The sequence below is a fragment of the Mycobacterium sp. GA-1199 genome, assembly GCF_001500045.1.
Classification (GTDB): Bacteria; Actinomycetota; Actinomycetes; order Mycobacteriales; family Mycobacteriaceae; genus Mycobacterium.
In genome coordinates this window covers 236,819-260,333 of the sequence record NZ_LQIX01000034.1, presented here as the reverse complement: position 1 = coordinate 260,333, position 23,515 = coordinate 236,819, and the positions used below count along the sequence as shown (strand labels likewise).

Here is a 23,515-nt window from a genome sequence, read left to right as displayed (position 1 = left end):
CATGGCACTGAGCAACCGTGACCGCATCAACCGGATGTTCGAGATCGTCGCGCCACCGCTGGATGACTTCATCTCGATGGTGATCGGTCAAGGCGACCCAGCTGTTGGTGCAGCCTGGCCAAAGCTGGTGCAGGCCAAGGACGGAGCGACCAGCAACAAGACGTACAGCCCGCATGACCCCCAGATTCAGTTCCGCATCCTCACCGAATCGAACATCACCGCAGGATTCAAGAAGGGCTGGTACCCCTTCAACAAGACACTCGGCAAGGCCGGCGAGTCGTACGCGATCGAACTTCGAGAAGTACGCAACACGTGGGCGCACAACGGCACCTTCACCGATGACGATGCCTACCGGGCGCTCGACACCGGCGAGCGCCTCCTGAGGCTCATCGGAGCCGCCGAGCAGGCCGACGAAGTCCGCAACATCCGCCTGAACCTCCGACGGGTCACCGCGGACAAGGACGACAAGAAGGTTCTCAAGGCGGCGGTCGACAATCCCGAAGCCGCTGGCCTCAAGCCCTGGCGCGAGGTGCTCCCACCCCACGACGACGTCGCCACCGGGAACTTCGCCGCCTCGGAATTCGCCGCCGACCTCTACAAGGTTGCATCCGGAGATGAACAGGATGCCGGCTACGCCGACGCCGTCGAGTTCTTCAAACGTACGTATCTGACCGAGGGCCTGAGTGACCTTATCGGCCGCGCTGTCCGTCGCCTCTCGGGTGACGACAACGCCCCGCCGGTGATCAACCTGCAGACCAACTTTGGCGGCGGCAAGACCCACTCGATGCTGGCGTTGTGGCACGTCGCCTCCGGCATTCCCGTTGGTGAGTTCCCGCAGGAGACCCAGGATCTGCTCACCGCTAACGGATACAAGGGCGTTGACGTCAACCGAGTCGCCATCGTGGGTAACCATTTCAGCCCCTCCGGTGTCACCAAGGACGACGGCACCCACGTCAACACGATCTGGGGTGAGCTCGCTTGGCAGCTCGGTGGCGCGGAAGCCTATGCGATGGTCGCCCAGGCTGATGCCGACCGCACGCACCCCGGAAAGGCACTGCATCAGCTGCTCGCCGCCTACGCGCCCGCGGTCATCCTGATCGACGAGTGGGTCGCCTATGCCCGTTCCCTCGTCGGTCGAAATGATCTGGCCGGCGGCACGTTCGACGACCAGTTCACGTTCGCGCAGTCGTTGACGGAGGCCGCAAAGGGAACGTCCGGCGTGCTGCTGGTGATCTCGATCCCGGCCTCGGAAAGTGGCGACGACACGATCGTGGTCGGCAACGCCGAGGAAGTCGGCGGCGCTCATGGGCTGGAGGCACTCAAACGCTTGCAGAACGTCGTGCGCCGGGTGGCGGATCAGTGGCGTCCCGCCTCGTCGGCGGAGGCTTACCAGATCGTCAAGCAGCGACTATTCAAACAGCCCGATGCAGCGGCGCTCGCGTCGATCGGAGCGACCGCACGCGCGTATGTCGAGATGTACCGCAAGTACAGCGACGACTTCCCCCGCGAATCGCGCGATTCCGCGTACGAGGAGCGAATCAAGCGCACCTACCCCATTCATCCCGAGCTATTCGACCGCCTCTACGAAGAGTGGTCGTCACTGGAGCGGTTCCAACGAACCCGCGGCGTGCTGCGGCTCATGAGCACGGTCATCCACGCCCTGTGGACGGGCGAAGACGCGTCGCCTCTGATCATGCCTGGCTCTATTCCGCTGGCGACAGCCAACGTGAATTCCGAACTGACGCAGTATCTGCAGGACTCGTGGAAGGCGATCATCGACGCCGATGTCGATGGCCCGAACTCTGAGCCGGCGCGGATCGATAAGGATAAGCCGCTGTTCGGGCAGCGGTCGTTGACCAAACGTCTCGCCAGAACGGTGTTCTTCGGCGCAGCGCCGACCATTGGGTCTGCGCAGAAGGGGCTGGAGACCCAGCGGGTGTTTCTTGGCACCGCGGTGCCCGGCGATGTCCCGGGCAACTTCCACTCAGCACTGACCCAGCTCGGCGACAGGGCTACCTACTTCTATTCAGGCTCGGGCAAGTACTGGTATGACCTGCAGGCCAACATCACTCGCACCGCGAAGGATCAGGCCGAGCGCCTGCACAAGGAGGAAGTGTGGGCCGAGATCGCCCGACGCCTGCAGGACCAGGCCAAGACGCGTGGCGATTTCGCGGGAGTGCACGTATGCCCGGAATCCAATGCCGACATCCCCGATAACGACGAGGCACGGCTGGTCGTCCTGCATCCGAAAGTCGCACACAAGCGCGGGACCGACTCGCCGGCTAAGGACTTCGCGCACAAGGCGACAGAGCAGCGGGGCACTGCGAACCGTAGCAACCGAAACATGCTGGTGTTCTTGGCCGCCGATGAGGCGCGGCTCGAGGAACTGGAGTATGCGACACGGGACTACCTGGGCTGGGCGCATGTGCTGGCCAACGAGGTGGACCTCGACCTGACACAGAATCAGAAGAACCAGGCGTGTCAGCGCCAAAGTCAGGCCGACCAGACGGTCACGTCGCGACTGCTGCAGACCTTCATGTGGGCGCTCGTTCCGGCTCAACCAGATGCCGGCGCGCCTTTCATCATCCGTGAGACGAAGGTCGAAGGCCAGTCCCCCGCACTGGCGGAACGGGTCTCACGTCGCCTTGGCAACGATGGTGATCTGTCGACGCGGCAGGCAGCGGCGACGATTCGGCTGGCAATCGGCAAGGTGCCGCAGATCTGGAAAGACGGGCACGTATCCCTCGGCGAGCTGTGGAAGCTGTACAGCCAGTACCCGTATATGCCGCGGCTGCGTGACCGGCGGGTGCTCGACGAGGGCGTCCTCGATCTTCCAATGCTCTGGGAAACCGACGCCTTCGCATTGGCAACCGGCTTCGACGAGGCCACCGGACGGTATGTCGGACTGTGGATTCCAGGGGATACCAACTCACCACCTGCCCCTGCAGACTCGCTACTCGTCGTGCGTCCCGATGTCGCAGTCCACCAACGGCAGCACGAGGCGCCAAAGGTAACTGATCCCGGCTCCGGAGCTGGAACCGGCACTGGCACAGGGACTCGGACTACAACTGGGACAGGCGCCGGAACCGGAACCCGCCCCGATATCGCGTTCACGCGGTTTTATGGAGTGAAGACCCTCAGCTCGGACAAGATCGCGATGGACTTCAAAAACATCGCCGATGAGGTGATCGCCAACCTCCGCGACCAAGGGATCAACCTCGTCGTGAAGATCGAGATCGAAGCCGTCGACTCAACCGGATTCGACGAGAACAAAGTCCGCACGGTGACCGAGAACGCGAAGACGCTGAAGTTCGATCAGTCGGGGTTCGAGTCGGAGTGACCGCCTGCAATCTCACGAACGGGAAGTGCTGAAATGTCGCGGTTCGCTCCAAGATCTCAGCCCAACTCGCTCATCGGCAAGATATTTGGATCAAGCGGCCAAAGTCAGGCGCTTGAGCTCAACGATTGGTTGGAGGACACGCTCAAACGCGAACTTGAGATCGACAACATCGAACGCGACGACGACGGCGATATACCTATCGTAGTCGGCAGCGCAGTTGTTTTCGTGCGGGTTGCCGACGATGATTTCCCACACATCCAGATCTTCTCCCCGCTGCTAGAGGATTTTGCAATGCGGCCAGAGGTGTATCGAGCAGTCAACTCGATCAATCAAAGGACGCGCATCGTAAAGACCGTTGTCATCCCCGAGGACAATCAGATCGTGATGTCCGCTGAACTATTCATCTTTGATGGCGGCCTCTCATCTGACCAACTGATGGCTACCATCGACGTCATTGCAGACCACGCTGACCACTACGACACACTGCTGCAGAAGCGATTCGGCGGCAAGACGATGCTCGACGATGAAGGCGACGAGTTCGATGTCTAACACATCGGCGCGGTTGCTTCGGCAGTTCAGCGACGAGATCACCGACCTCTGCCAGCGGGTTGTGCGCTCGACCGCCATCGTCAAGGGACAAACCCACGATTTCGAAGAAGGTACTGGGTCCGCGTTCGTCTACGACGTCGAACACCTCGTCACAAACAATCATGTGGTCGAAAACCTGGACGATCCCATCTACGTTCAGGTTCCCGGCGCACAGCAAACCGAGGCGCGCGTTGTCGGCCGGGATCCTTTGACCGATCTGGCCGTCCTTCGGGTGGACCCGCAATCCGCTGAGCCGCTGTCGATTTCACCCAAAGGTGCTCGACTTGGCGAGCTGTGCTTCGCATTCGGCAGCCCACTGGGCGAGTTCCCAGAAAGCATCAGCATCGGCATCGTGAGTGGTTTGAAGCGAAGCCTTCGCACCGGCGACAAGCAGGCGATCTTTGATGTCATCCAGACCGATGCGGCGATCAACCCGGGAAACTCGGGCGGCCCGCTGGTGAATGTCGACGGTCTTGTTATCGGCGTGAATACCGCCGGTATTCGAGAGGCCGAGGGCATTGGCTTCGCGGTGCCAGCCGACACGGTCGCTGAGGTTGTCCATGAACTCATCACCTACGGTGCCGTTGAGCGCGCTTCACTCGGCGTCAGCGTCGCACGTCGCGCCGTCGAGCGAGCACCCGGTGGGCATGCTCTCGTGGTGACCTCTGTTCGCGACAATTCAGCAGGCCCCTTCGAACCCGGCGATGCCATAGTCGCTGTCGGCGATCGCGACATCCGCTCGCAGAACGACCTACTGCGCGCATTGCGCCGAGATGTCGCCAACCGAAAGATCACCGTTGTGGTGCTGCGCGATGATCATGAAGTGTCGATCGAATGCCGGCCCCGCAGCGTGCGAACTTTCGGCTGACCAGTCCGAACCAGCTACCACTGCCCGTCAGCGACCACCTCGGGGCTGGTGCCGCCGAGTGTGATCACCGTCTTCGGGTCGACGGGAGTAAACGGCTTCTCTTCGGCACCAAGCTTTTTGCCGACACTCTCGACGTTGGTCATGATCTCGGAGGCCGCGAGGTCATGGGCGTCGGCGTCATAGTAGTCGAACCATGGCAGCCCTTCGTCCACGTAAACGTCCCGGTCGACCGGCGTCGGGGGCGGCACCTCTCCGGTTATGGCAGTCCACTGGGCGGCCGAGCACAAGTGCACGAAAACGCGGCGGGCGCTAGCCTCCTCATAGTCGGTGAGCGGGCGGCCATCTGCGTACACCTCCTGGCGCATCCGACCGCCAGCACCCAGCCCCATGCTCGCCGATGGCGCTGGCAACGGGGCCCCGTCCGCGAACACGTCCGCGCAGCGTTCTGCGTGCAGGGCCTGCTCGGCGTGCCACGCCGCAAGCGCCTGTTCGGTCAGACCGACAGCGCGCAACTGAACCCCACCATGGGTCTCTTCTCCGGTGACCTGCCCTTCGACTGTGGCGCCAGAGCCGAGCGGCACGGCAACGAACTGGCGGATGAACCCGTCCCCCGCGTTGATCCCGTCCAGCCACGGCTGCCGAGGCAGCGCAACGTAGTTCTGCGGGTCCTTGATGAGGTGCTCGATCCATGGCAAGCCGCTGACCGCGCACACCTTGCCGACACCGACCTGCAGTGCAGTGGGTTCGGACGCATCGAACGACAGCCACATTGCCTCGCGCTGGTAGATCGGCAGCATGACACCGCCACGAGACAGCCACTCGGCCGGCGCGGTGTCGGGGTAGTCTGCAACTCTCCGCAACGGGAACCGGCCCAGACCCGGCGGCAGCGGGTGCAACCCCGTCTCGGGGATCCGCAGCGTCCGCTGAAAATTCACCGTCACCGGGCCCAGAACCAACTGGTCGTTGACGATCTTTACCGGCGCGCTGTGCGTCATTGCTACCTCCATCTCGGCGTACTGAATATGGATAGCACCAGGCACTGACAACTAGGCGTCGCGCCACAGGCTGGGAACGCTCCGGCACCTCCGCGACGCGACGCCTCTCGACAGCCGCCGAGGTATCGGACGATGTGCAGGCGCGCTCGAACGGCTTCTCACAGCATCGCGGATGCTAGTAGCTGGATTCTGCCGTATTGCATACTGAAGTTTGACTTTCAAGGGATCCAGATCGGCTGCGCTGGATGGAGTCGAGTGCCCTGCTCTTCTAACTTCTCAGCTCATCGTTCCGTTCGTGAAACCTAGCCGCGTCTGGCCGAGCGCCGTCAGTATCCGATCAGTCGCTTCCCGCACCTGCGCAACAAACTCGTTCTGACCCTCGATCGCAAGCGCTTCTCTGTACGGCCAGGTTCTGAGAATTTGGATGCCCGGGCGTACGTGGACCTGAATGCCGGCTCCTTTGCTCTCCAGCCACTCGTGAAGGCTTTCCTCTTCGGCCGAAAGGGCATAGCGACGACCCACCAGCCACTGGAAGAAGCGCGGATCGGCTACCTGATCGCGGGTTCGACCGCCAGCGCGCCCGTCACGGAAATCGTCAATCCACTGATGCAGGTAATCGTCTGCAGACAGCAGCCTGGTTGGAAACCAGCGTTGAAGCGGTTGGGCAAACCGATGTGCAAGCTGGAAGTTGGGCTCGACGGTGAAACCGCCGTGGGTGTTCAGTTCGAGGAGGGCGTCAACTCTCGCCGGATCGGAATACATATAGGCGTATTGGGGCTGGAGTTCCGCTGGCCAGACACCCAAATGAACGTACTCGTCGTCAAAGAAAAGAGCTGCGCGGTCGGCCCCGCGGACGTGGTTGGTGTCGAATTTGATTGTGACGCTGGGCAACAGCGGGTCTCCGCGTGGGATAAGCGTTCCTTCTACCGCGCTCGCTTTCGGGGAAACTCCTGTCGCCTCCTGTAGAATCGCCGCGAGTCGGTACAGGACTTCCCCAGCGTCGCTGGTGAACAAGTTCGATCGCATTGGGCGCATCGGAGCGGATCTCTTTGGGGTGACGATGGGCGGCTTGGGAGGGCGAGGATGCCGGTTGCCGCTACCCCAACCGATCTCCCAGCCCTCGCTGGCGTCGAAGTATTCGGCGTAAGCGATGGGCGGCAACCGAAATTGCTCGACGAGTCGCATGAGTTCGGCGAACCAGGAAACGTACGCAGGGTCGTCGCCAGTTGGAGTTGCCTCGGGCAATTCTTCCAGGATGAGGTCGGCAACCATCTCAGGTCTGGTCGTCACGGTTACCTCATTGCCGGCGAGTTCGGTGAGATTGCCGGTTGGATACAGAACTGCGGTGTCGTAGTCGCCAACTTCCGGATAGCCCTCGTCAGTCAAGTGGCCGACTGTGTTGATGGCAACACGCCAGTACATCCCTGAGGGACTAACGCCCGGCCAAACGCGAATCCGGTGATAACCGCGCTGATGCAGGACTTGAACCCCTTGCAAGATGCGGATCGGAGTCCAGATAGCGAGCGCCGAACGTATTTCCTCGTGCGCCTTCGAGTCGAAAGCTACGAGCCGCGCCTCATCGACCTGCGTGTCGGACGCGGCGATGGTGTCTATTGCGGCTGCGATGGCATCTTGACGGGGCCAGCCGAAGCTGCCTGCGCTGATGAGTGGAAACGCAACGATTCGGGCGCCAAGCTCGTCAGCAACTTCCAAGACACGGCGGTAGCAGGATTCCAGAAGCGACCGGTCTCTCTGGCCAATGTTGTAGTTCGGACCGACGGTGTGAATGACCCACCGGGCAGGCAAGTCTCCTGCTGTCGTCCAACCGGCGTCACCCGTGGCCAGTCCGTCGGGGAACCTCTCGACGCAGTCGCGCAGGATCGCGGGACCCCCCGCGCGATGAATCGCACCGTCCGCGCCGCCACCTCCGCGCATAGCAGTGTTCGCGGGATTGACTATCGCGTCAACCTTCTGCTCGGTGATGTCGCCACGAATGGCGGTGATTGTCAGCACGCGGCCCAGTATGCAACCGCGCACCGACTCGTGTTGAGTCGAGGCGAACTCTGCCCCCCGCCGGGGCCAATTAGTGGCGACGTATTCGACACCCTTGACTGCTGCAGAACGTGTCACCACACGCTGTCGACACCCAAAGCAAGGCGTCACTGTCCTGACAGCGGCAGTGACCGATAAAGTCAAACACGAATTATCCACTGCGACTTCGCATTACGTCACTGTGGCAGTTCACACCTTGGCGTGTCCCCCGACGTGGATGCCCTCCCAGGCGGGCATCAGTCGCACACAGACGTCACTTGTCAGCGTCTTGCGACACGCCTAACCGTCACTGGATACACCCTCGCGTGTCTCCACGCTGTGCACTCGCAGCGTCGCCAGAATGTGCCGTCCCACGGATCGTCGTACCACCGAATCATCATCGGACACTGCTCCCCGTGGCTGCATATCCCCGCCGCGCACTTGCGACACTCGGTCACTATCCGTTCCCCCCACGGTGCATATCTCGTCGTCATGCCGACTCCGATCCATCGAGAATCAAGCGTCCCGGACCTCCCGCTCAGTCATGTCTTCGCGCAGCATGCCTCACGTCGCCGGTAGGTATTGAAGTGATAGGCGCGCAGGCGTAGGTAGTGGGCGCTCGGGCTTTGTCACCGAAAGACCTCGAAGATCTCACCGCGGATCGCCCACCGGTCATCGACCGGTTCCGCTGCGAGCAGATCTCCAGCCACGCATAGGTGGTCAGAAGGGTCCCACTTGACTCCCCCACGGTATGGGGAGACGAGCCGGTGGACAACGCCGAGTACGGCACGCCGTTGATCAAGCAGGTGCTCCTCTATTTCTAAGGAATCCGCCGGAAGAAGTGCCGCGAGCCGTGCGGCGGCTTCTGAGAGGACCGCCGTGTCAGTGTGGGCCTGATATGCACAGGTGACCCCATCAAAGACCCCCTTAAGCAGCCCGCCCCAGACAGGCTGCCGTCTATACGGCGGTCGAATCTCGACTCGGACGGCGAACGGCGCGTCGGATGCAGCCCGCTCGTAGACCTTCGTTTCGCCACGGCGCAACGCCAGCCACACGGGCGCCAACTGATTGTCACTCTTGAACGACTCCAGGTTGGTCCAGTCGAACGCGGCCAACGTCCGCCCTTGCCGCCAATGAGTGAAAGTGCCTGAGCGCGGCGCGAGTGCGTAACGGTAGCCGAACGCAAACTCGTCAGCATTAGGCCCCGGGAGCACTCCAGAGCCGTGCTCGAAACGGATCCCCTGACTCCCCGCGACTTTGAACGAGTCAATGTAGTAGAGCAAGACATTCTCGACGTCGGCTTTGGGATGTTTGGCCCCGAAGAACGTCGCGTGCAACACCTGCTCCGCCGACGGTTCGAGTTGTCTGCAACGACTTCGGATCTCGTTCCGCAGCTGGCGTTGCCAGTCAGGCAGGCGTTCAAAACGGATGTAATCGTCGGCCCAGGCCTCGACTACACCATCGTCCGCCGCCGGCCCACGAATGTCGTGGCGAGCCTCCGATACAAGGGCTGCGGTCGCTCGCGGACCTGAATCATACTGTACAGCAGCATTTTCCGGGTGACAGGTTCCGCACCGCGCTACCGGAGCGCCAACTTCGTTGGTCGCCCACTGGTCGAGTTCGGACAGCTGCTGCGCGCAAAGCTTCACATACGGTCCAGTCAGAGTGTTTCCGTGCGAGTGCTCACCGCTGATCGTCCAGCAATCGGCACGATGCACACGCGCTCCGCTTGTGCTGTAGCTTCGCGCGATATTGAGCACGTACCCATCGCGGTGCAAGTTGAGCCAAGCTAGATAGCCGGGATCGTCGTCGCGAAACTCCCCCACACCCACGTCACTTTCGTGATCGTGCGCGCTCTTCCGCTCCAGTTCGCGCGATTCTTCGGCGCCAGAGCTGTGGTTAAAGGCGCTGACGTCTGAGCGTTCAACGACGAACCGGGCGTCAACCGAGGCAGCGATCTCAATATCCTGCGGCACAAGACCGACGCGAGACCCACCTCCGACCGGTCCCGACTCCGCTCGCATCGCTGTCAGCGCCTCGCCGTGAGCCCCGTCGGGCCACAGGTTCGCTTGCAGCATGCCGGAGTCAGCGATCGCAACAGGTCTGACCCTGCCGAGGCCAACAGCGTCGGCGTACTGCTGGGCGCGCTCGACGGCGTCGTGGACGGCTCGTTCGCGGGCCTCTCGGATCAGTTCATCGCGTCGTTTGGCCGTCAATGCCCATCTGATGCTCGTGACTCGGAAGCCTTCGACGTTGATGATCTGCTCGCCGACCCAGGACGACAACGCGCTGAAGTCGCGAAATTTCACTTCGATGCTGACGCCAGCGTGATGGACGAGCGGCAGCTGTTTACCCTCTTGATTCCAAGGCCGAGACGACCACGTACTCAATTGCGCAGCAGACCACCAGGTGATTGGCGCGTCATTTTTGTCTTTGAGCTCTGTCACGGACTTCTGCACAACGTCCAAGTCGCGTGCCACCCGCGTGTACACCGGCTCCATCGACGGGCCCTCGTAGCTGATGGAAGCGTGGACGGTGGCGCGCTCAGGTGGCTGCGACTTCCCAAAGGATCCCCGGACTGTAAATTCCGTAGCCATGCGGTCAGCATAACGACGACCACTGACATAGCCCCGTGAACTGGGGCAGACCAGACGTTTGCTAGCGACGAGACGCGCAGAAGCGCAACAGAAGTCAAGATCGCCGAGAATGTACAGGGTCAATGCGCAGCAGACCACAAACCTGTCACCGACGTTGCCGACGCGGACGCTGAATGGGAAGGACAGGCGCTTTCTGCTTTCGGGTGGCGCGATCCAGTTATCCGCTTGGCGGCGACAAGTTCGCCACACGTCGAATCTATCCTGTCCATCGGGCGAATCTCTCTTGGCAAAGACCGGACAACACCGGCACCGTGCGGGATCGTAGTCACATGAGCCCCAAGGTTCCCACCCCGAAAGAAATCAGAGAAGCGGCACAGGCGGCTGCCGAAACCGCCCAGGCGGCCGCCACCGAAGCGATGCGCATCCCGCCGGCTTCGGTGAAGATGATGGCCCAAGTGCCCGATCTCATCGAGAATTTGGCCGCTGCGACCGAACGCCTCAACGCGGCGATCGACCGCGCCGAACGTTATCTCGCACTGGCCGATCCGATGATCCGGACGATGGATGCCATCCTGCCGCAACTCGAGGCGCTGATTGCCACCGGCAACGATGTCTACAACGCCGTAGGCCGAATCCCCGGCGTTGCGACAGTGGGCCGGTTCGCGTCTCGGACCTCGACCCAGCCGTCAGACAAGAAGCCCTCCGGCGGACGCACCCGCAAGAAGCCCTGACAAAGCCGCTCACTCGTAGTTGATTTCACCCCGCGGGAACGGCCGCCCCCGGAAGTCGATCTGCGCGGCCGGGTTCGCCACCGCGGTCACCATGCCGGACCCGAATGGACCCTGCTGGTCGAACAGCGTCGCCGTGCCGACAGAGATCCCCTCGGCGACCCAATGCGAATCACCCTGGACCATAATCCACTTGTCGAGCGGCAAGCGCGACAACGCTACTGTGAGGTCACCGTTGATATAGCCGATTCCCTCGGTGCCCAGGTTGGTCACCAAGCTCGTCGACTCTGCTACGTTGACCGCCCTGACGAATGGCGAGACCGGTTCTCCAGCAACGATGTTCGGGCTCGTATAGAAGAACTGCTTTCGGGAAGTGTTCTGATGAGCCTCCGGCGATCGCGTCCAACCGCCCTCATCGCTACCGATGAACGGTACGAGTTCCCCATCCGGAGTCGGCAACTGCGGCGCATCGACCGGCGCGGTCCACTCCTCTCCGGGCGGCGCGACCGATCGTCGGTATTGCACCAGCGTGGCACGTGCGACCGGCCGACCGCCCTGCACCACTTCGCATTCCGCGTTCCGCACCCGGCGGCCGTCACGAATCACCCGGACCTCGACGGTCGTCGGTAGGTTGCGCCCCGCCCGAAACAGGTCGACGGTAATTCGCGTCGGCATGAACTCCGGAGAACCGCAATCCTTCTCGAGCGCCTGCGCGGCCAACCCGACGATGGCCGGGCCATTGAGGTGATCGGCGCCCCAGTGGCTCTGGGCGAAGATCGACGGCATGAACGCGCCGTCTGCCGTCGGCGTGAAATACGCGGGTCAGTGCTCATCTGCGGATCCTCGCACAAGGCTTCGGACGCGCCTCAGCTAGGTGTTGCGGCCACCGTTGACGCCGATGATCTGTCCGGTGATGTAGCCGGCCTCCTCGGAGACGAGAAACGCGCACGTGGCCGCGATGTCCTCGGGCTTGCCCATGCGGCGCACCGGGGTCGCGTCGATGGTGGCCTGGATGTCTCCGAGGTGACCCCGCGCCTCCGCCGCCCGCAGCATCGGCGTGTCGATGAAACCCGGTGGCACCGCGTTGACCGTGATGCCCGCCGGTCCGTATTCGAGGGCCAGCGTCTTCGTCAACCCGTTCACCGCGGATTTCGCCGCCACGTAATGCGCCATGTACGGCGCACCGGAATGCGTGCTCGACGACGAGATGTTGACGATCCGGCCCCAGCCGGCGTCCACCATGTCCGGCAATACCGCCTGCACGCAGTGAAAGACGCCGTTGAGGTTGACATCGACCACGCGCTGCCATTGCTCGAACGTGATGTCGGCGAACCGCGAGAACCCGTCCAGGCCCGCGGCATTGACCAGAATCGCCACCGGTCCCAGCTGGCTACGGACGGCTGACAGCGCGGCGTCGACCTGACCGCGATCGGTGACGTCCGCGGTGAAGGCAAGCTCCTCGTCGCTCGGCGCCAGGTCGAGCGTGGCGACGCGGTGACCGTCGGCGCGCAGCCTTTCCACGATCGCGCGTCCGATCCCCGAGCCGCCGCCGGTGACGACCGCTGTCTTCATTCGCTAGTCCTTCCGTAATGCCCTGTCAGAGAACGTGTTAGGTCGATTGGCGAGGTGTCCGCAGGCCCATCGTGCGCTGGCGTGCAGTCTTCAGGTCTAGCAGACGCACACTCGGCGCCGGAGGTCGGCCGCGGCCGCTCAGGGACGAACGGCCCTGACGGCCCACACGTCGCGCCGCCCCGCTTTGTGCCCGCCGATCGTCACGTCCACGAAACCCGCCGAACGGCACAGCTCCGCGAACGCTTCGGCCTGCCGGCGCGTCCACCCGTGGCTGGCCAGGCCCGTCGCACCCGGTTTTGTCTGTCGTTCGACGGCGAGCAGGCGGCCACCGGGGACCAGCAGCCGCGATGCCTCGTTCAGACCTGCGTCCACGTCCTGCCAGTGGTGCACGGTCGCCAGCGACCACACCACCGTCGCCGACCGGTCGGACAGCGGCACGCTCTCGGCGGTTCCCGTCGTCCACGCGACAGAACCGTCGGGTGTGAACATGCGGGCGAGCCGGAGCATCACCGGCGCCGGATCAACCCCCGTCGCGACCGCACCGCGGCGGACGGCCTCGCGGACCGCAGAACCGGGACCGCACCCGATGTCGACCACGGTGTCCGCGGCCGACACCTCAGTGAGGTCCGCTGCAAGACGCGCGCTCGGCCGCCCCATGAGCATCAACACCAGCCCGACCAGCGCACCCATCGGGCCGGAGAAACCGGGATGGTCGGCGTGATGGTTGACGGGCAGGTTCTCGGCTGCGGTCATGATCACAAGCTTGCCGCTTCAAGTCGGCTTGAAGTCAAATGGCGGCATGGACGCGATCCCCATCGGCGAGGCCGCCGCCCGGTTGCAGATGGCGCCGTCGACGCTGCGCTACTACGACGAACGCGGCCTGGTTCGTCCCCCGAATCGGCAGGCTGGGCGTCGCATGTACGGAGCCGACGAACTGCGCCGCCTGGCACTGTTGAAGATCTTCAACAAGTTGGGATTGCCGCTCGACACCGCTGCGGCCGTCCTGGATGCGCCCAGTCCGCAGTGGCGCGAACTCGTGCGCCGGCAGATCAGCCAGCTCGACGACGTGATCGCGCAGGCGCGCGGAGCCCAGCAGTTCCTCACGCACGCGCTGCACTGCCCCTCCGAGCACCCCGCCCGCGAATGCCCGACGATGACCAATGCGTTGGACCGGCTGGTGGACGGCGTATCGGTCGAACAACTCGCCGCCGAACACGCCGATCCCTGACCGTCCGAGCGATATGTGCGTCCCGATCCGGGTATAGATGCCTACCGGAAGGGACCACGCTCATGACCGAGATGGACTATCTGGAGTTGCACGGCGATCGCGTCGCCTACCGAGACGTCGGCAGCGGCGCGGAAGTCCTGCTGCTGATCCACGGGATGGCCGGAAGTTCGGAGACGTGGCGGGCGGTGATCCCGCAGCTGTCGCGGCGGTACCGCGTGATCGCGCCCGACCTGTTGGGGCACGGCCAATCGGACAAACCCCGCGGCGACTACTCGCTGGGCGCATTCGCGGTGTGGCTGCGCGACCTGCTCGACGAACTCGGCGTCTCGAAGGCCACCATCGTCGGCCAATCGCTCGGCGGCGGGGTGGCCATGCAGTTCGTCTACCAGCACCCCGACTACTGCCAGCGCCTCGTACTGATCAGCAGCGGCGGCCTGGGCCCCGACGTCGGCTGGACGCTTCGCCTGCTGTCCGCGCCGGGAGCGGAGTTCATCCTGCCCGCCATCGCACCCCCACCGGTTCTCACGGTCGGCAACAAGCTGCGCGGTTGGTTCCGCACGGCCGGCATCCAGTCGCCACGCGGGGCGGAGATGTGGAGTGCCTATTCCTCGCTGGCGGACGCCCAGACGCGCCATGCGTTCCTTCGCACCCTGCGCTCGGTCGTCGACTACCGCGGCCAGGCGGTGAGCGCATTGAACCGTCTGCACGTGGCCAACGAGCTGCCGATCATGGCCATCTGGGGCGACGAAGACCGGATCATCCCCGTCGCCCATGCCTACGCGGCGCACGAAGCGCGCCCCGAATGCCGGGTGGAAGTGCTCGAGGGTGTCGGGCACTTCGCCCACGTCGAACGGCCGAACGACGTGGTGGATCTGCTCGACGATTTCATCAGCACCACGGCCCAACCCGTCGTCCACAGCGAACCGTAGCCGCGACGCCTGCACCGCCCGGTACGGGTGCCCGAGGAACGCGCAGACATAATCGACGAAACGGAAGGTCATCTAAGGATCGGAGCGGTTGTGGTCGGGACCGGCGCGGCGCAGTCGCCCACGATCGGTCGAGAGCGCTCCCCTCGCCTACTGGTCGCCGGGTTGTCCATCGTGGTGCTCACCGTCGCGGTGCTGCAGACCGCCGTCGTCCCGGTGCTCGGCATCATCGCCGACCAACTCGACGCGTCCATCGTCGGCGTGAGCTGGGCGGTCACCGCCAACCTGCTGGCCGCCGTCGCGGCCACGCCGCTACTGGGCCGGCTCGCCGACCTCCACAGCAAGCACCGGGTCCTGCTCGGCGTGCTCGTCGTCGTGCTGGCCGGATCACTGCTGGCGGCCATGACGTCGTCTCTGCAACTGCTCATCGTCGCCCGCGTGCTTCAGGCCGCCTCGTTCGCGCTCTACCCGATCAGCATCGCGATCCTGCGCGAGGAGCTGCCCCCCGATCGTCTGATGTCGGCGATGGCGGTGCTGTCGGGGACGCTGGGATTCGGCGGCGGAACCGGACTCGTCGTGGTCGGACTGTTGATGACCGGCGACGCCGGCTATCACCGGGTGTTCTGGTTGACGACCGCGTTCACCGTGGCCGTGATCGCGATCGTGCTCCTGGTGGTGCCACGACGGCCGCGCCACGTCGCCGGATCGATCGACTGGCTGGGAGCGGTTGGCTTGGCGGTGGGACTGTCGGCGCTGCTGTTGGCGATCAGCCAGGGCCAGACGTGGGGCTGGGCATCGCCTGCCACCCTGGGCTGCGTTCTGGGTGCAGTGGCGGTGCTGGCCGGCTGGTGGTGGTGGGAGCGTCACATCAGCCGACCGCTGGTATCGACGTCGATGCTCACCCGGCGACCGATCCTGCTCACCAACGTCGCGACGATCTTCGTCGGCATGGGGCTGTACTTCGCGTTCCTCGGGTTGACGCTCTTCGTTCAAATCCCGCGCGAGGCAGCGGGTTACGGCTTCGGCGCGACCGTGCTGGAAGCCAGCGTGGTCTATCTGCTTCCCGGCGCGTTCACCGGCTTCATCGTTGCGTTGGTCAGCGGAAGGTTCATCGACCGCTTCGGCGCTCGACCGGTGCTCCTCGTGGCGGCGATCGCCGGCATCGCCGGATTCCTGTTCGTCGCGTTGGTGCACTCGCACACCTGGCAGATCATCGTCGCGAGCATCCTCGCCAACGCCTACATCAGCCTGGGCTACGGCGCGCTGCCCGCGCTGGTCGTCAGCGAGGTGGACGCCGGCGAAACCGGCGTGGCAACGGGCATGAACGCGATAGCACGCACAATCGGCAGTTCGATCGCGGCAGCGGTGGTCGCCATGCTGCTCAGCCGCTCGGTGCCCGGAACGGGCGTGCCGATGGAGAACAGCTTCGTCGCGATATTTCTGGGCGGGGCGATCACGTCGACGCTCGCGCTGGTGCTGATCGCCGTGTCGCGTCCGTCGTCACGGCCGATGGATTCCGTGGAGGCGCGCTACGAAACGCGTGCCATGAACCACGAGTGGGGCTGACCCCGCCAGCCGGCGATGCCGTTGGTCAGTGCAGCGCGGCCAGATTGCTGACCGACTTGCGCACGTCGGATTCGATCACCTTGGCCACCAAATTGCCGATGCGCGTGTTCAACAGCCCGCCGGAAAGGTCGGCGACCACCTGGAACGTCGAGCCCGGGTTGTCCGCGCGGACGCACAGCGTCAACCCGATTCGGATGCCCGGGCGGCCGCGGCCGACCATCTCGACGACCTTGGGCTCGTCGTAGCGCGTGACCTGCCAGTGGATGGTGTTGCGGAATCCCTTGACCTTGATCAGCGACGACACGCATGTCCCGACCTCGATCTCGGAGGGCACCTCACTGCGCCACCCACCGAAGATCGTCAGCCACTCGTCGAACCGGCTCAGGTCCGAGGCCAGCTCCCACGCCTTGTGCGGGCTCAGGTCCGACGACACCGAAACGTCCACTGCTGCCATGACTAGTGCCGTACCCCACGAAGCGGGGCAGGTAAACGGCGTTTCGCCCGATCATGGCGGGGCGGGCTGCGAAACTGATCCAGACACCGGTTCAGCGACGGCGCCGGCTGCGGTCCACGCGCCAGGTCGACGACTGCCCGACGGCAGCGAATTTGGTGTCCGTGGTCACGCCAGACGAAGGATTCCATTGTGAATATGTAAATTCCCTGCGGAATCGCTTGCGAACGACCGCTCGATCCGCGATTGTTTACCCACAGCTCGGGGGGCTGTCCGGAGGAGGACCCGCACTGACCGGCACACACACCACCGCCGTCGACCAATCATCGGGACATAACGAGGCGACCCGCCGGACAGGCGCCCCGGTCATCGAGATCGACCACGTCACCAAGCGCTTCGGCGACTACGTCGCTGTGGCCGAAGCCGACGTCTCCATCGCCTCGGGCGAATTCTTCTCGTTGCTCGGACCATCCGGCTGCGGCAAGACGACCACCCTGCGCATGATCGCCGGGTTCGAGAGCCCCACCGCCGGCGCGATCCGCCTCGAAGGCGTCGACGTCTCCAAAGTCCCGCCCCACAAACGCAACGTCAACACGGTGTTTCAGCACTATGCGCTGTTCCCGCACATGTCTGTCTGGGACAACATCGCCTACGGTCCCCGAAGCAAGAAGCTGGCCAAAAATGAGATCCGCAAGCGGGTCGACGAACTCCTCGAGATCGTCCGGTTGACGGATTTCGCCGATCGCCGCCCCGGCCAGCTCTCGGGCGGCCAGCAACAGCGCGTCGCGCTGGCGCGCGCATTGGTGAACTACCCGAGCGCACTGCTGCTCGACGAACCGCTCGGCGCCCTGGACCTCAAGCTGCGCCAGGTGATGCAGTTCGAACTCAAGCGCATCCAGCGCGAAGTGGGGATCACCTTCATCTACGTGACCCACGACCAGGAGGAAGCGCTGACGATGAGCGACCGCATCGCCGTCATGAACGCCGGCAACGTCGACCAGATCGGTACGCCGACCGAGATATACGACCGGCCCGCCACGGTGTTCGTCGCCAGCTTCATCGGACAGGCCAACCTGTGGGCCGGCCGCCAGACCGGCAGGGCCAACCGGGATTACGTCGAGATCGAGGTGCTGGGCTCGACGCTGAAAGCGCGGCCGGGCGAGACCACGATCGAACCCGGAGGGCACGCGACGTTGATGGTGCGGCCCGAGCGGATCCGCGTGTGCATGGATGCGCCCACCGGTGAGCTCGTCGGTGTGCGCGCGACCGTCACCGACCTGACCTTCCAGGGTCCGGTGGTGCGGCTGTCGCTGGCTGCGCCGGACGACTCGGCGATGATCGCCCACATCGGTCCCGAGGAGGATCTGCCGATGCTGCGCCCCGGCGACCAGGTGCACGTCTGCTGGAGCCCGGACGCGTCACTGGTGTTGCCCGCGGCCGACATTCCGACCGCCGAGGATCTCGAGGAGATGCTCGACGATTCCTGAATCGTCACCCCTGGCGATCCGGCACCGCCCCGAGTGGCGACTCGGAAGTTGTCGGCCCCTCCCCTCCCTCCGACGAAAGGCACAGCCCGCCATGCCCCATGAGATGGATCCCCGCCTCGCCCGCTTCGCCGCCAACCGCACGTCGCGCCGCCGCTTCATCGGCGGAGGCGCCGCTGCGGCCGCCGCCGTGGTCCTCGGCCCGTCGTTCCTGGCGGCATGCGGATCAGACAGCGGCACCTCCGGTACCACGACTCAGGAAGGCGGGCCGGCGAGCGGCACACTGCGGATCTCGAATTGGCCGCTCTACATGGCCGAGGGGTTCATTGCCGCCTTCCAGCAGGCGTCGGGTATCACCGTCGACTACAAGGAGGACTTCAACGACAACGAGGAGTGGTTCGCCAAGGTCAAGGAACCGTTGTCGCGCAAACAGGACATCGGCACCGACCTCGTGGTGCCGACCGCGTTCATGGCCTCGCAGATCCGAAAGCTGAACTGGGTCAACGACTTCAGCGAGGACGGCATTCCCAACAAGAAGAACCTGCGACCCGACCTGCTCGACGCACAGATGGACCCGGGCCGCAAGTGGAGCGCGCCCTACATGACCGGCATGGTCGGCCTCGCCTACAACCGCGCCGCCACCGGCCGCGACATCACCAAGATCGACGACCTGTGGGACCCGGCGTTCAAGGGCCGCGTCAGTATGCTCTCGGACTTCCAGGACGGCCTGGGCATGGTCATGCAGTCCCAGGGCGGGGACCCTGCCTCGCCGAGCACCGAATCGGTGCGCAAGGCGGTGGACCTCGTCCGCGAACAGAACGACCGCGGTCAGATCCGCCGGTTCACCGGCAACGACTACGCCGACGACCTGGCGGCGGGCAATGTCGTGATCGCGCAAGCCTATTCGGGCGACGTCGTGCAGTTGCAGGCCGACAACCCCGACTTGCAGTTCGTGGTTCCCGAATCCGGCGGCACCGACTTCCTCGACGTCATGGTGATCCCCTACACCACGCAGAACCAGAAGGCCGCCGAGGCGTGGATCGACTTCGTCTACGACCGGGCCAACTACGCCAAGCTCATCGCCTTCACACAGTTCGTTCCGGTCCTCTCGGACATGACCGCCGAACTCGACCAGATCGATCCGAATCTGGGCAAGAACGAGCTGATCAATCCTCCCCAATCCACCCTCGACCGGATCACGGCCTGGGCTCCGCTCGAGGACGAGCAGAAGCAGCAGTACGCCTCGATGTACGCCGAAGTCACCGGCGGTTGATGCATGGCAGGAGTCGCCAGTAGCGGCCGACAGCGCAGCAGGATCGCCCCGTATCTGATGATCCTGCCCGCGATGGTGTACCTCGCGGTGTTCTTCGTCGTCCCGTTCATCTCCCTGGCGCGGATGTCGCTGTCGACGACCAGCGGCTCCATTTTCCTTCCGACACTGACATTCTCATGGGACTTCGGAAACTACGCCGAGGCGTTCAGCAAGTATCAGGAGCAGATACTGCGGTCGTTCGGTTACGCCACCACCGCGACGGTGCTGTGCATCCTATTGTCGTTTCCCCTGGCGTATGTGATCGCGTTCAAGGCCGGGCGTTTCAAGAACCTCATCCTGGGCCTGGTGATCCTGCCGTTCTTCGTGACGTTCCTGATCCGCACGATCGCGTGGAAAACCATTCTGGCCGACAACGGTTGGGTGGTCGAGGCGCTGGGCGCGATCGGGCTGTTGCCGGCCGACGGGCGGCTGTTGTCGACGAGCTGGGCGGTCATCGGCGGCCTCACCTACAACTGGATCATCTTCATGATCCTGCCGCTGTATGTCAGCCTGGAGAAGATCGATCCGCGGCTGATCGAAGCCTCCAAGGACCTGTACTCGTCGAACACCCGCAGCTTCACCAAGGTCATCCTGCCGCTGTCGCTTCCCGGCCTGCTGGCCGGCAGCCTGCTGGTCTTCATCCCGGCCGCGGGTGACTTCATCAACGCCGAGTATCTGGGCAGCACCCAAACGACGATGATCGGCAACGTGATTCAGCAGCAGTTCCTGGTCGTCAAGGACTATCCGGCCGCGGCGGCGCTGAGCATGGTGCTGATGGGCATCATCCTGGTGGGTGTCCTGCTCTACACCCGGGCGTTGGGCACGGAGGAACTCGTATGACCGTCCAGGCGATGGAAGCGGCGACCAGCCTCACGCCGGCCAAAAGAGTCAAGGGATCGCCGCGGTGGGGCGACTGGCTGCTGCGGATCGTCGCGGGGCTCGTCCTGATGTATTTGTTTCTGCCCATTTTCGTGATCGTGCTGTTCTCGTTCAACGATCCCAAGGGCAAGTTCAACTACACCTGGCAGGGTTTCACCCTGGACAACTGGGCCGATCCGTTCAAGTACCCCGCGCTGACCGAGGCGCTGAAGCTGAGCATCAACGTCGCCGCGGTCTCCACCGCGGTCGCGTTGGTACTGGGTACGTTGGTGGCCATAGCCCTTGTGCGGCAACGGTGGCGGGGACAGCGCGCGGTCGACACGTTCCTCGTCCTGCCGCTGACGGCGCCCGAGGTGGTCATGGGTGCCGCGCTGCTGGTGCTGTTCCTCGACCTGGGCTGGGCCACCGGCTACACGACGATCGTGTTGGCGCACATCGCATTCGAGGTCAGCTTCATCGCGATGACCGTGCGCGCACGGGTGCGCGGCTTCGACTGGACGCTCGAGGACGCGTCGATGGACCTCGGCGCCAGCCCCACGCGCACCTTCTTTCGGGTGACGCTGCCGCTGATCGTTCCGGGCATCGTCGCAGCGGGCATGCTGTCGTTCGCGTTGTCGCTCGACGACTTCATCATCACCTACTTCGTCAGCGGTTCGACGGTGACCTATCCGCTGTACGTCAATGCCGCGGTGAAGGCCGCGGTACCGCCGCAGATCAACGTCCTCGCCACGGCGATCCTGGTAATCAGCCTCGTCCTGCTGGCGGCGGGAACGCTGTACCGACGCAAGCGGATCGACGTCTAGCGACGCTACGTCGCCTCCTCCCCTCACCGCGAGCGTGCGAGTCTGCCCACGACACGCCGCGATTCCTCGGCAGTTTACGCACGCCCGTCGGCGCTTCACGCCACTTCGACGGGGACCGGCGGTGTGCGGGCCCCGGTGCGCGCGGCGCCCATACCGGCGGCCACCACGAAGCACATGCCGAGCACGCCGAGCGGTTCGGGCACCTGGTGCAGGATCAGCAGGCCGATGACCATCGCGAAGCCCGGTTCGAGCGCCATCAGCGTTCCGAACGCGGCGGTGGTCAGTCGGCGCAATGCCAGCAGTTCCAGCGCGAACGGCACGACGGGCAGCAGGATCGCCAAGCCGATCCCGATCAACAGGATGTCCACCGAAAGCCGCGGCAGCACCAGGTGGCCGACGGCCAGGGTGGCCACGATGCCTGCGACGGGCATCGACACCGCCAGTCCCGACATCCCCACCACTTCATCACCGACCCGCTGGGTCAACAGGATGTAGGCCGCCCAGCAGGCAGCTGAAGCCAGCGCGTACAGGACGCCGACCGGGTCGACATGGCCCGCCCACGGTTGGGTGAGCAGAACGACTCCGACCGCGGCCAGACCCGGCCACACCAGGCGATTGCGCCCGGTGCCGTGCGCAACGGCGACGCCCAGCGGGCCGAGGAATTCAATCGCGCTGGCGGTGCCCAACGGAATGCGGGCCAACGCGGCCATGAACAGCAGGGTGATGCCCGCGGTGACCACGCCGAGCACCACGCACATGCGAAAGCTCGCCCAGGTGAAGGCCCTTGGCCGCGGCCGGACGATCAGGAGCATCAGGACGCCCGCCCACGCCAGACGCAGCCACGCCGCGCCTTCGGCACCGATGCGGTCGATCAACATCACCGCGACCGCGGCGCCGGTCTGCACGGACAGCATCGCCGCGACCGCCATCAGCACCCCGCTGCGGGCCTGGCTCACCATGCTGGCATTCAACGGGACGTCGGGCGTTCACGTCCACGCCATTTCCCGAGACGCGGCGACGTCTACAGGCGTGCGAGGCTGAACGGGTAGGTGAAGGTTCCTCCCGGCGCGCCGTCACACCCGGTCGCGAACGACGACTCGAGCGTGCCCGATCGCGTCACTGCATCCCACGAGTAGACGTCGCGGGTCGGGACCACCGGCCCGTAGTAGACGTTGCCGCACCGCAGACCGTCGGGAACGTCGACCGTCAACGTGTAGCGCCCGTCGACCAACCGCGCGTCGCCGCTGTAGGGGAACGCCTTCGCATTGGGCTGCGGGATGGCTTGTACGTGCACGCATTCGCCGGGGCAGCGCGACACCGCCCACAGCCAGGTGTGGAAGTCGTATCGCCCGTCGATCACCAGATGGAAGTTGCCATACGGAGTGTCGGCGTGGGCGATGGCAGGGACAAACGCGGATACCAAAGCGAGTGCCAAGCCCACGAGCGCGGCTTTCATGTTGACCTCCGGACGGCGGGCGCGGCAAAGGTCCTTGATACCGCAGGTGCGCGCCTACCCACGGCGATGATGCCGCTCAGCGGGATTCGGCCGTTCCGCTGAGCGGACGACGGTCACACTCGACCCGAGACCAGCGCCTAGGTTGATGCTTCATCACGATCGCTAAGGAGGCGACGATGCGGATGCCCGGACTTGCGGGGTGCGGCGTCGCTGCCGTCGCGGCGGGTATCGGGTTGGCCGCCGTCGCCCACGCCACCGAGCACGACTGGGGCCTCAACGGCCGCTACACCGCCACCTCCAACGGCGAATACGCCAAGACCAACGAGGTGTTTCGCGATGAGGCCAGCCTGCGCAGCACCTGGACCATCGAGACGACATGCAGCTATCCGACCGAGTGCACGGGCACGGTGATCAGCGACTTCGGTTGGACCGCACCGATTTACAAGACGGGCGGCGTCTGGTACGTCAAGCACACGGTCGAGAACTGGGTGCCGTGCCCGGACGGCACGGCAGCCCCGGGGCTGCAGGTGTTCCGGTTCGTCCCCGTCAACGAGGACGGCAGCATGACCGACCCCGCGTCGACGACCTTGGCGGGTGAAGACCAGACCACCGGCCCGAGTGGCGCATGCGGGGTCAGCAAGCCGGTCTTCATCAACATGCCGTTCAAGCTCGTCAAGGTGACGGGCTGATC

At 64.4% G+C, this 23,515-nt stretch carries 21 protein-coding genes; 12 read left to right on the top strand and 9 right to left on the bottom strand.

Features of this window, described 5'->3' with window-relative positions; all coding sequences use genetic code 11:
* Position 1 precedes the first annotated feature (1 nt).
* From AU198_RS19260 to AU198_RS19250, 3 genes are read left to right on the top strand one after another with little or no spacing between them, the layout of a single operon-like run.
* Positions 2-3,340, top strand: coding sequence for a DUF499 family protein (locus tag AU198_RS19260; protein ID WP_197416164.1), 3,339 nt, complete (start codon positions 2-4; stop codon positions 3,338-3,340).
* A gap of 33 nt (positions 3,341-3,373) precedes the next feature.
* Positions 3,374-3,889, top strand: a complete 516-nt coding sequence (locus AU198_RS19255; protein ID WP_064350147.1) for a type III secretion system chaperone family protein — start codon at positions 3,374-3,376, stop codon at positions 3,887-3,889.
* Positions 3,864-4,796: a S1C family serine protease gene (locus tag AU198_RS19250; RefSeq protein ID WP_231744716.1), complete on the top strand. Its 933-nt coding sequence runs from the start codon at positions 3,864-3,866 to the stop codon at positions 4,794-4,796. The genes AU198_RS19255 and AU198_RS19250 overlap by 26 nt, the downstream gene beginning before the upstream one ends.
* A gap of 14 nt (positions 4,797-4,810) precedes the next feature.
* On the opposite strand, the gene AU198_RS19245 is transcribed toward AU198_RS19250, so the two are convergent.
* The 3 genes from AU198_RS19245 to AU198_RS25900 form a co-directional block, all read right to left on the bottom strand.
* On the bottom strand, positions 4,811-5,791 hold the full coding sequence (locus tag AU198_RS19245; RefSeq protein ID WP_064350145.1) for a hypothetical protein: 981 nt from the start codon (positions 5,789-5,791) through the stop codon (positions 4,811-4,813).
* Between the two features lie 276 nt (positions 5,792-6,067).
* Positions 6,068-7,804 carry a macro domain-containing protein gene (locus AU198_RS26935; RefSeq protein WP_064350144.1) on the bottom strand — a complete coding sequence of 579 codons (1,737 nt, stop codon included), beginning with the start codon at positions 7,802-7,804 and terminating at the stop codon, positions 6,068-6,070.
* Positions 7,805-8,451: 647 nt separating this feature from the next.
* Complete coding sequence (locus AU198_RS25900) at positions 8,452-10,419, bottom strand: SIMPL domain-containing protein (protein ID WP_082691105.1); 1,968 nt, start codon at positions 10,417-10,419, stop codon at positions 8,452-8,454.
* Between the two features lie 329 nt (positions 10,420-10,748).
* Here AU198_RS25900 and AU198_RS19230 point away from each other — a divergent pair, with 329 nt between their 5' ends.
* Positions 10,749-11,150: a hypothetical protein gene (locus AU198_RS19230; RefSeq protein ID WP_064350143.1), complete on the top strand. Its 402-nt coding sequence runs from the start codon at positions 10,749-10,751 to the stop codon at positions 11,148-11,150.
* 9 nt (positions 11,151-11,159) lie between these two features.
* Here AU198_RS19230 and AU198_RS19225 read toward each other — a convergent pair whose 3' ends face one another.
* From AU198_RS19225 to AU198_RS19215, 3 genes are all read right to left on the bottom strand, one after another.
* Positions 11,160-11,933, bottom strand: coding sequence for a thioesterase family protein (locus AU198_RS19225; protein WP_064350142.1), 774 nt, complete (start codon positions 11,931-11,933; stop codon positions 11,160-11,162).
* An 84-nt stretch (positions 11,934-12,017) separates the two neighbouring features.
* Positions 12,018-12,719: an SDR family NAD(P)-dependent oxidoreductase gene (locus tag AU198_RS19220; RefSeq protein ID WP_064350141.1), complete on the bottom strand. Its 702-nt coding sequence runs from the start codon at positions 12,717-12,719 to the stop codon at positions 12,018-12,020.
* Between the two features lie 138 nt (positions 12,720-12,857).
* Entirely contained in the window at positions 12,858-13,472 is a 615-nt protein-coding gene (locus AU198_RS19215; protein ID WP_064350220.1) for a class I SAM-dependent methyltransferase, read from the bottom strand.
* Between the two features lie 46 nt (positions 13,473-13,518).
* Between AU198_RS19215 and AU198_RS19210 the strand changes: the two genes are divergently transcribed.
* The 3 genes from AU198_RS19210 (at position 13,519) to AU198_RS19200 (ending at position 16,439) form a co-directional block, all read left to right on the top strand.
* Entirely contained in the window at positions 13,519-13,947 is a 429-nt protein-coding gene (locus AU198_RS19210) for a MerR family transcriptional regulator (protein ID WP_064350140.1), read from the top strand.
* 62 nt (positions 13,948-14,009) lie between these two features.
* Complete coding sequence (locus tag AU198_RS19205; protein ID WP_064350139.1) at positions 14,010-14,876, top strand: alpha/beta fold hydrolase; 867 nt, start codon at positions 14,010-14,012, stop codon at positions 14,874-14,876.
* A gap of 90 nt (positions 14,877-14,966) precedes the next feature.
* Positions 14,967-16,439 carry an MFS transporter gene (locus AU198_RS19200; protein WP_064350138.1) on the top strand — a complete coding sequence of 491 codons (1,473 nt, stop codon included), beginning with the start codon at positions 14,967-14,969 and terminating at the stop codon, positions 16,437-16,439.
* Between the two features lie 25 nt (positions 16,440-16,464).
* Here the strand turns inward: AU198_RS19200 and AU198_RS19195 are convergent, their stop codons facing one another.
* Positions 16,465-16,893, bottom strand: coding sequence for a type II toxin-antitoxin system Rv0910 family toxin (locus AU198_RS19195; protein ID WP_064350137.1), 429 nt, complete (start codon positions 16,891-16,893; stop codon positions 16,465-16,467).
* Positions 16,894-17,258: 365 nt separating this feature from the next.
* Between AU198_RS19195 and AU198_RS19190 the strand changes: the two genes are divergently transcribed.
* The 4 genes from AU198_RS19190 to AU198_RS19175 all read left to right on the top strand — a co-directional run bounded on the left by AU198_RS19190 (position 17,259) and on the right by AU198_RS19175 (position 21,368).
* On the top strand, positions 17,259-18,377 hold the full coding sequence (locus AU198_RS19190; RefSeq protein ID WP_064350219.1) for an ABC transporter ATP-binding protein: 1,119 nt from the start codon (positions 17,259-17,261) through the stop codon (positions 18,375-18,377).
* A 91-nt stretch (positions 18,378-18,468) separates the two neighbouring features.
* On the top strand, positions 18,469-19,647 hold the full coding sequence (locus AU198_RS19185; protein WP_064350136.1) for a polyamine ABC transporter substrate-binding protein: 1,179 nt from the start codon (positions 18,469-18,471) through the stop codon (positions 19,645-19,647).
* 3 nt (positions 19,648-19,650) lie between these two features.
* Positions 19,651-20,526 carry an ABC transporter permease gene (locus AU198_RS19180; protein ID WP_064350135.1) on the top strand — a complete coding sequence of 292 codons (876 nt, stop codon included), beginning with the start codon at positions 19,651-19,653 and terminating at the stop codon, positions 20,524-20,526.
* Complete coding sequence (locus tag AU198_RS19175; protein WP_064350134.1) at positions 20,523-21,368, top strand: ABC transporter permease; 846 nt, start codon at positions 20,523-20,525, stop codon at positions 21,366-21,368. Before AU198_RS19180 ends, AU198_RS19175 begins: the two co-directional genes overlap by 4 nt.
* Before the next feature lie 95 nt (positions 21,369-21,463).
* On the opposite strand, the gene AU198_RS19170 is transcribed toward AU198_RS19175, so the two are convergent.
* Both AU198_RS19170 and AU198_RS19165 read right to left on the bottom strand, forming a co-directional pair.
* On the bottom strand, positions 21,464-22,327 hold the full coding sequence (locus AU198_RS19170; RefSeq protein ID WP_064350133.1) for an EamA family transporter: 864 nt from the start codon (positions 22,325-22,327) through the stop codon (positions 21,464-21,466).
* A gap of 62 nt (positions 22,328-22,389) precedes the next feature.
* The gene (locus AU198_RS19165) at positions 22,390-22,824 is read right to left on the bottom strand and encodes a hypothetical protein (protein ID WP_064350132.1); all 435 of its coding nucleotides are present in this window, start codon (positions 22,822-22,824) and stop codon (positions 22,390-22,392) included.
* A gap of 182 nt (positions 22,825-23,006) precedes the next feature.
* On the opposite strand from AU198_RS19165, the gene AU198_RS19160 reads away from it, so the two are divergent.
* Entirely contained in the window at positions 23,007-23,513 is a 507-nt protein-coding gene (locus tag AU198_RS19160; RefSeq protein ID WP_064350218.1) for an Rv2253/PknI dimerization domain-containing protein, read from the top strand.
* The last annotated feature ends 2 nt before the right edge of the window (positions 23,514-23,515 follow it).

Excerpts from the sequence above, each read along its gene's own strand:
- AU198_RS19260 (WP_197416164.1), top strand. The coding sequence starts at position 2 with ATGGCACTGAGCAACCGTGACCGCATCAACCGGATGTTCGAGATCGTC.
- AU198_RS19255 (WP_064350147.1), top strand. The coding sequence starts at position 3,374 with ATGTCGCGGTTCGCTCCAAGATCTCAGCCCAACTCGCTCATCGGCAAG.
- AU198_RS19250 (WP_231744716.1), top strand. The coding sequence starts at position 3,864 with ATGAAGGCGACGAGTTCGATGTCTAACACATCGGCGCGGTTGCTTCGG.
- AU198_RS19245 (WP_064350145.1), bottom strand. The coding sequence starts at position 5,791 with ATGACGCACAGCGCGCCGGTAAAGATCGTCAACGACCAGTTGGTTCTG.
- AU198_RS25900 (WP_082691105.1), bottom strand. The coding sequence starts at position 10,419 with ATGGCTACGGAATTTACAGTCCGGGGATCCTTTGGGAAGTCGCAGCCA.
- AU198_RS19230 (WP_064350143.1), top strand. The coding sequence starts at position 10,749 with ATGAGCCCCAAGGTTCCCACCCCGAAAGAAATCAGAGAAGCGGCACAG.
- AU198_RS19225 (WP_064350142.1), bottom strand. The coding sequence starts at position 11,933 with ATGCCGTCGATCTTCGCCCAGAGCCACTGGGGCGCCGATCACCTCAAT.
- AU198_RS19220 (WP_064350141.1), bottom strand. The coding sequence starts at position 12,719 with ATGAAGACAGCGGTCGTCACCGGCGGCGGCTCGGGGATCGGACGCGCG.
- AU198_RS19215 (WP_064350220.1), bottom strand. The coding sequence starts at position 13,472 with ATGACCGCAGCCGAGAACCTGCCCGTCAACCATCACGCCGACCATCCC.
- AU198_RS19210 (WP_064350140.1), top strand. The coding sequence starts at position 13,519 with ATGGACGCGATCCCCATCGGCGAGGCCGCCGCCCGGTTGCAGATGGCG.
- AU198_RS19205 (WP_064350139.1), top strand. The coding sequence starts at position 14,010 with ATGACCGAGATGGACTATCTGGAGTTGCACGGCGATCGCGTCGCCTAC.
- AU198_RS19195 (WP_064350137.1), bottom strand. The coding sequence starts at position 16,893 with ATGGCAGCAGTGGACGTTTCGGTGTCGTCGGACCTGAGCCCGCACAAG.
- AU198_RS19185 (WP_064350136.1), top strand. The coding sequence starts at position 18,469 with ATGCCCCATGAGATGGATCCCCGCCTCGCCCGCTTCGCCGCCAACCGC.
- AU198_RS19180 (WP_064350135.1), top strand. The coding sequence starts at position 19,651 with ATGGCAGGAGTCGCCAGTAGCGGCCGACAGCGCAGCAGGATCGCCCCG.
- AU198_RS19175 (WP_064350134.1), top strand. The coding sequence starts at position 20,523 with ATGACCGTCCAGGCGATGGAAGCGGCGACCAGCCTCACGCCGGCCAAA.
- AU198_RS19170 (WP_064350133.1), bottom strand. The coding sequence starts at position 22,327 with ATGGTGAGCCAGGCCCGCAGCGGGGTGCTGATGGCGGTCGCGGCGATG.
- AU198_RS19165 (WP_064350132.1), bottom strand. The coding sequence starts at position 22,824 with ATGAAAGCCGCGCTCGTGGGCTTGGCACTCGCTTTGGTATCCGCGTTT.
- AU198_RS19160 (WP_064350218.1), top strand. The coding sequence starts at position 23,007 with ATGCCCGGACTTGCGGGGTGCGGCGTCGCTGCCGTCGCGGCGGGTATC.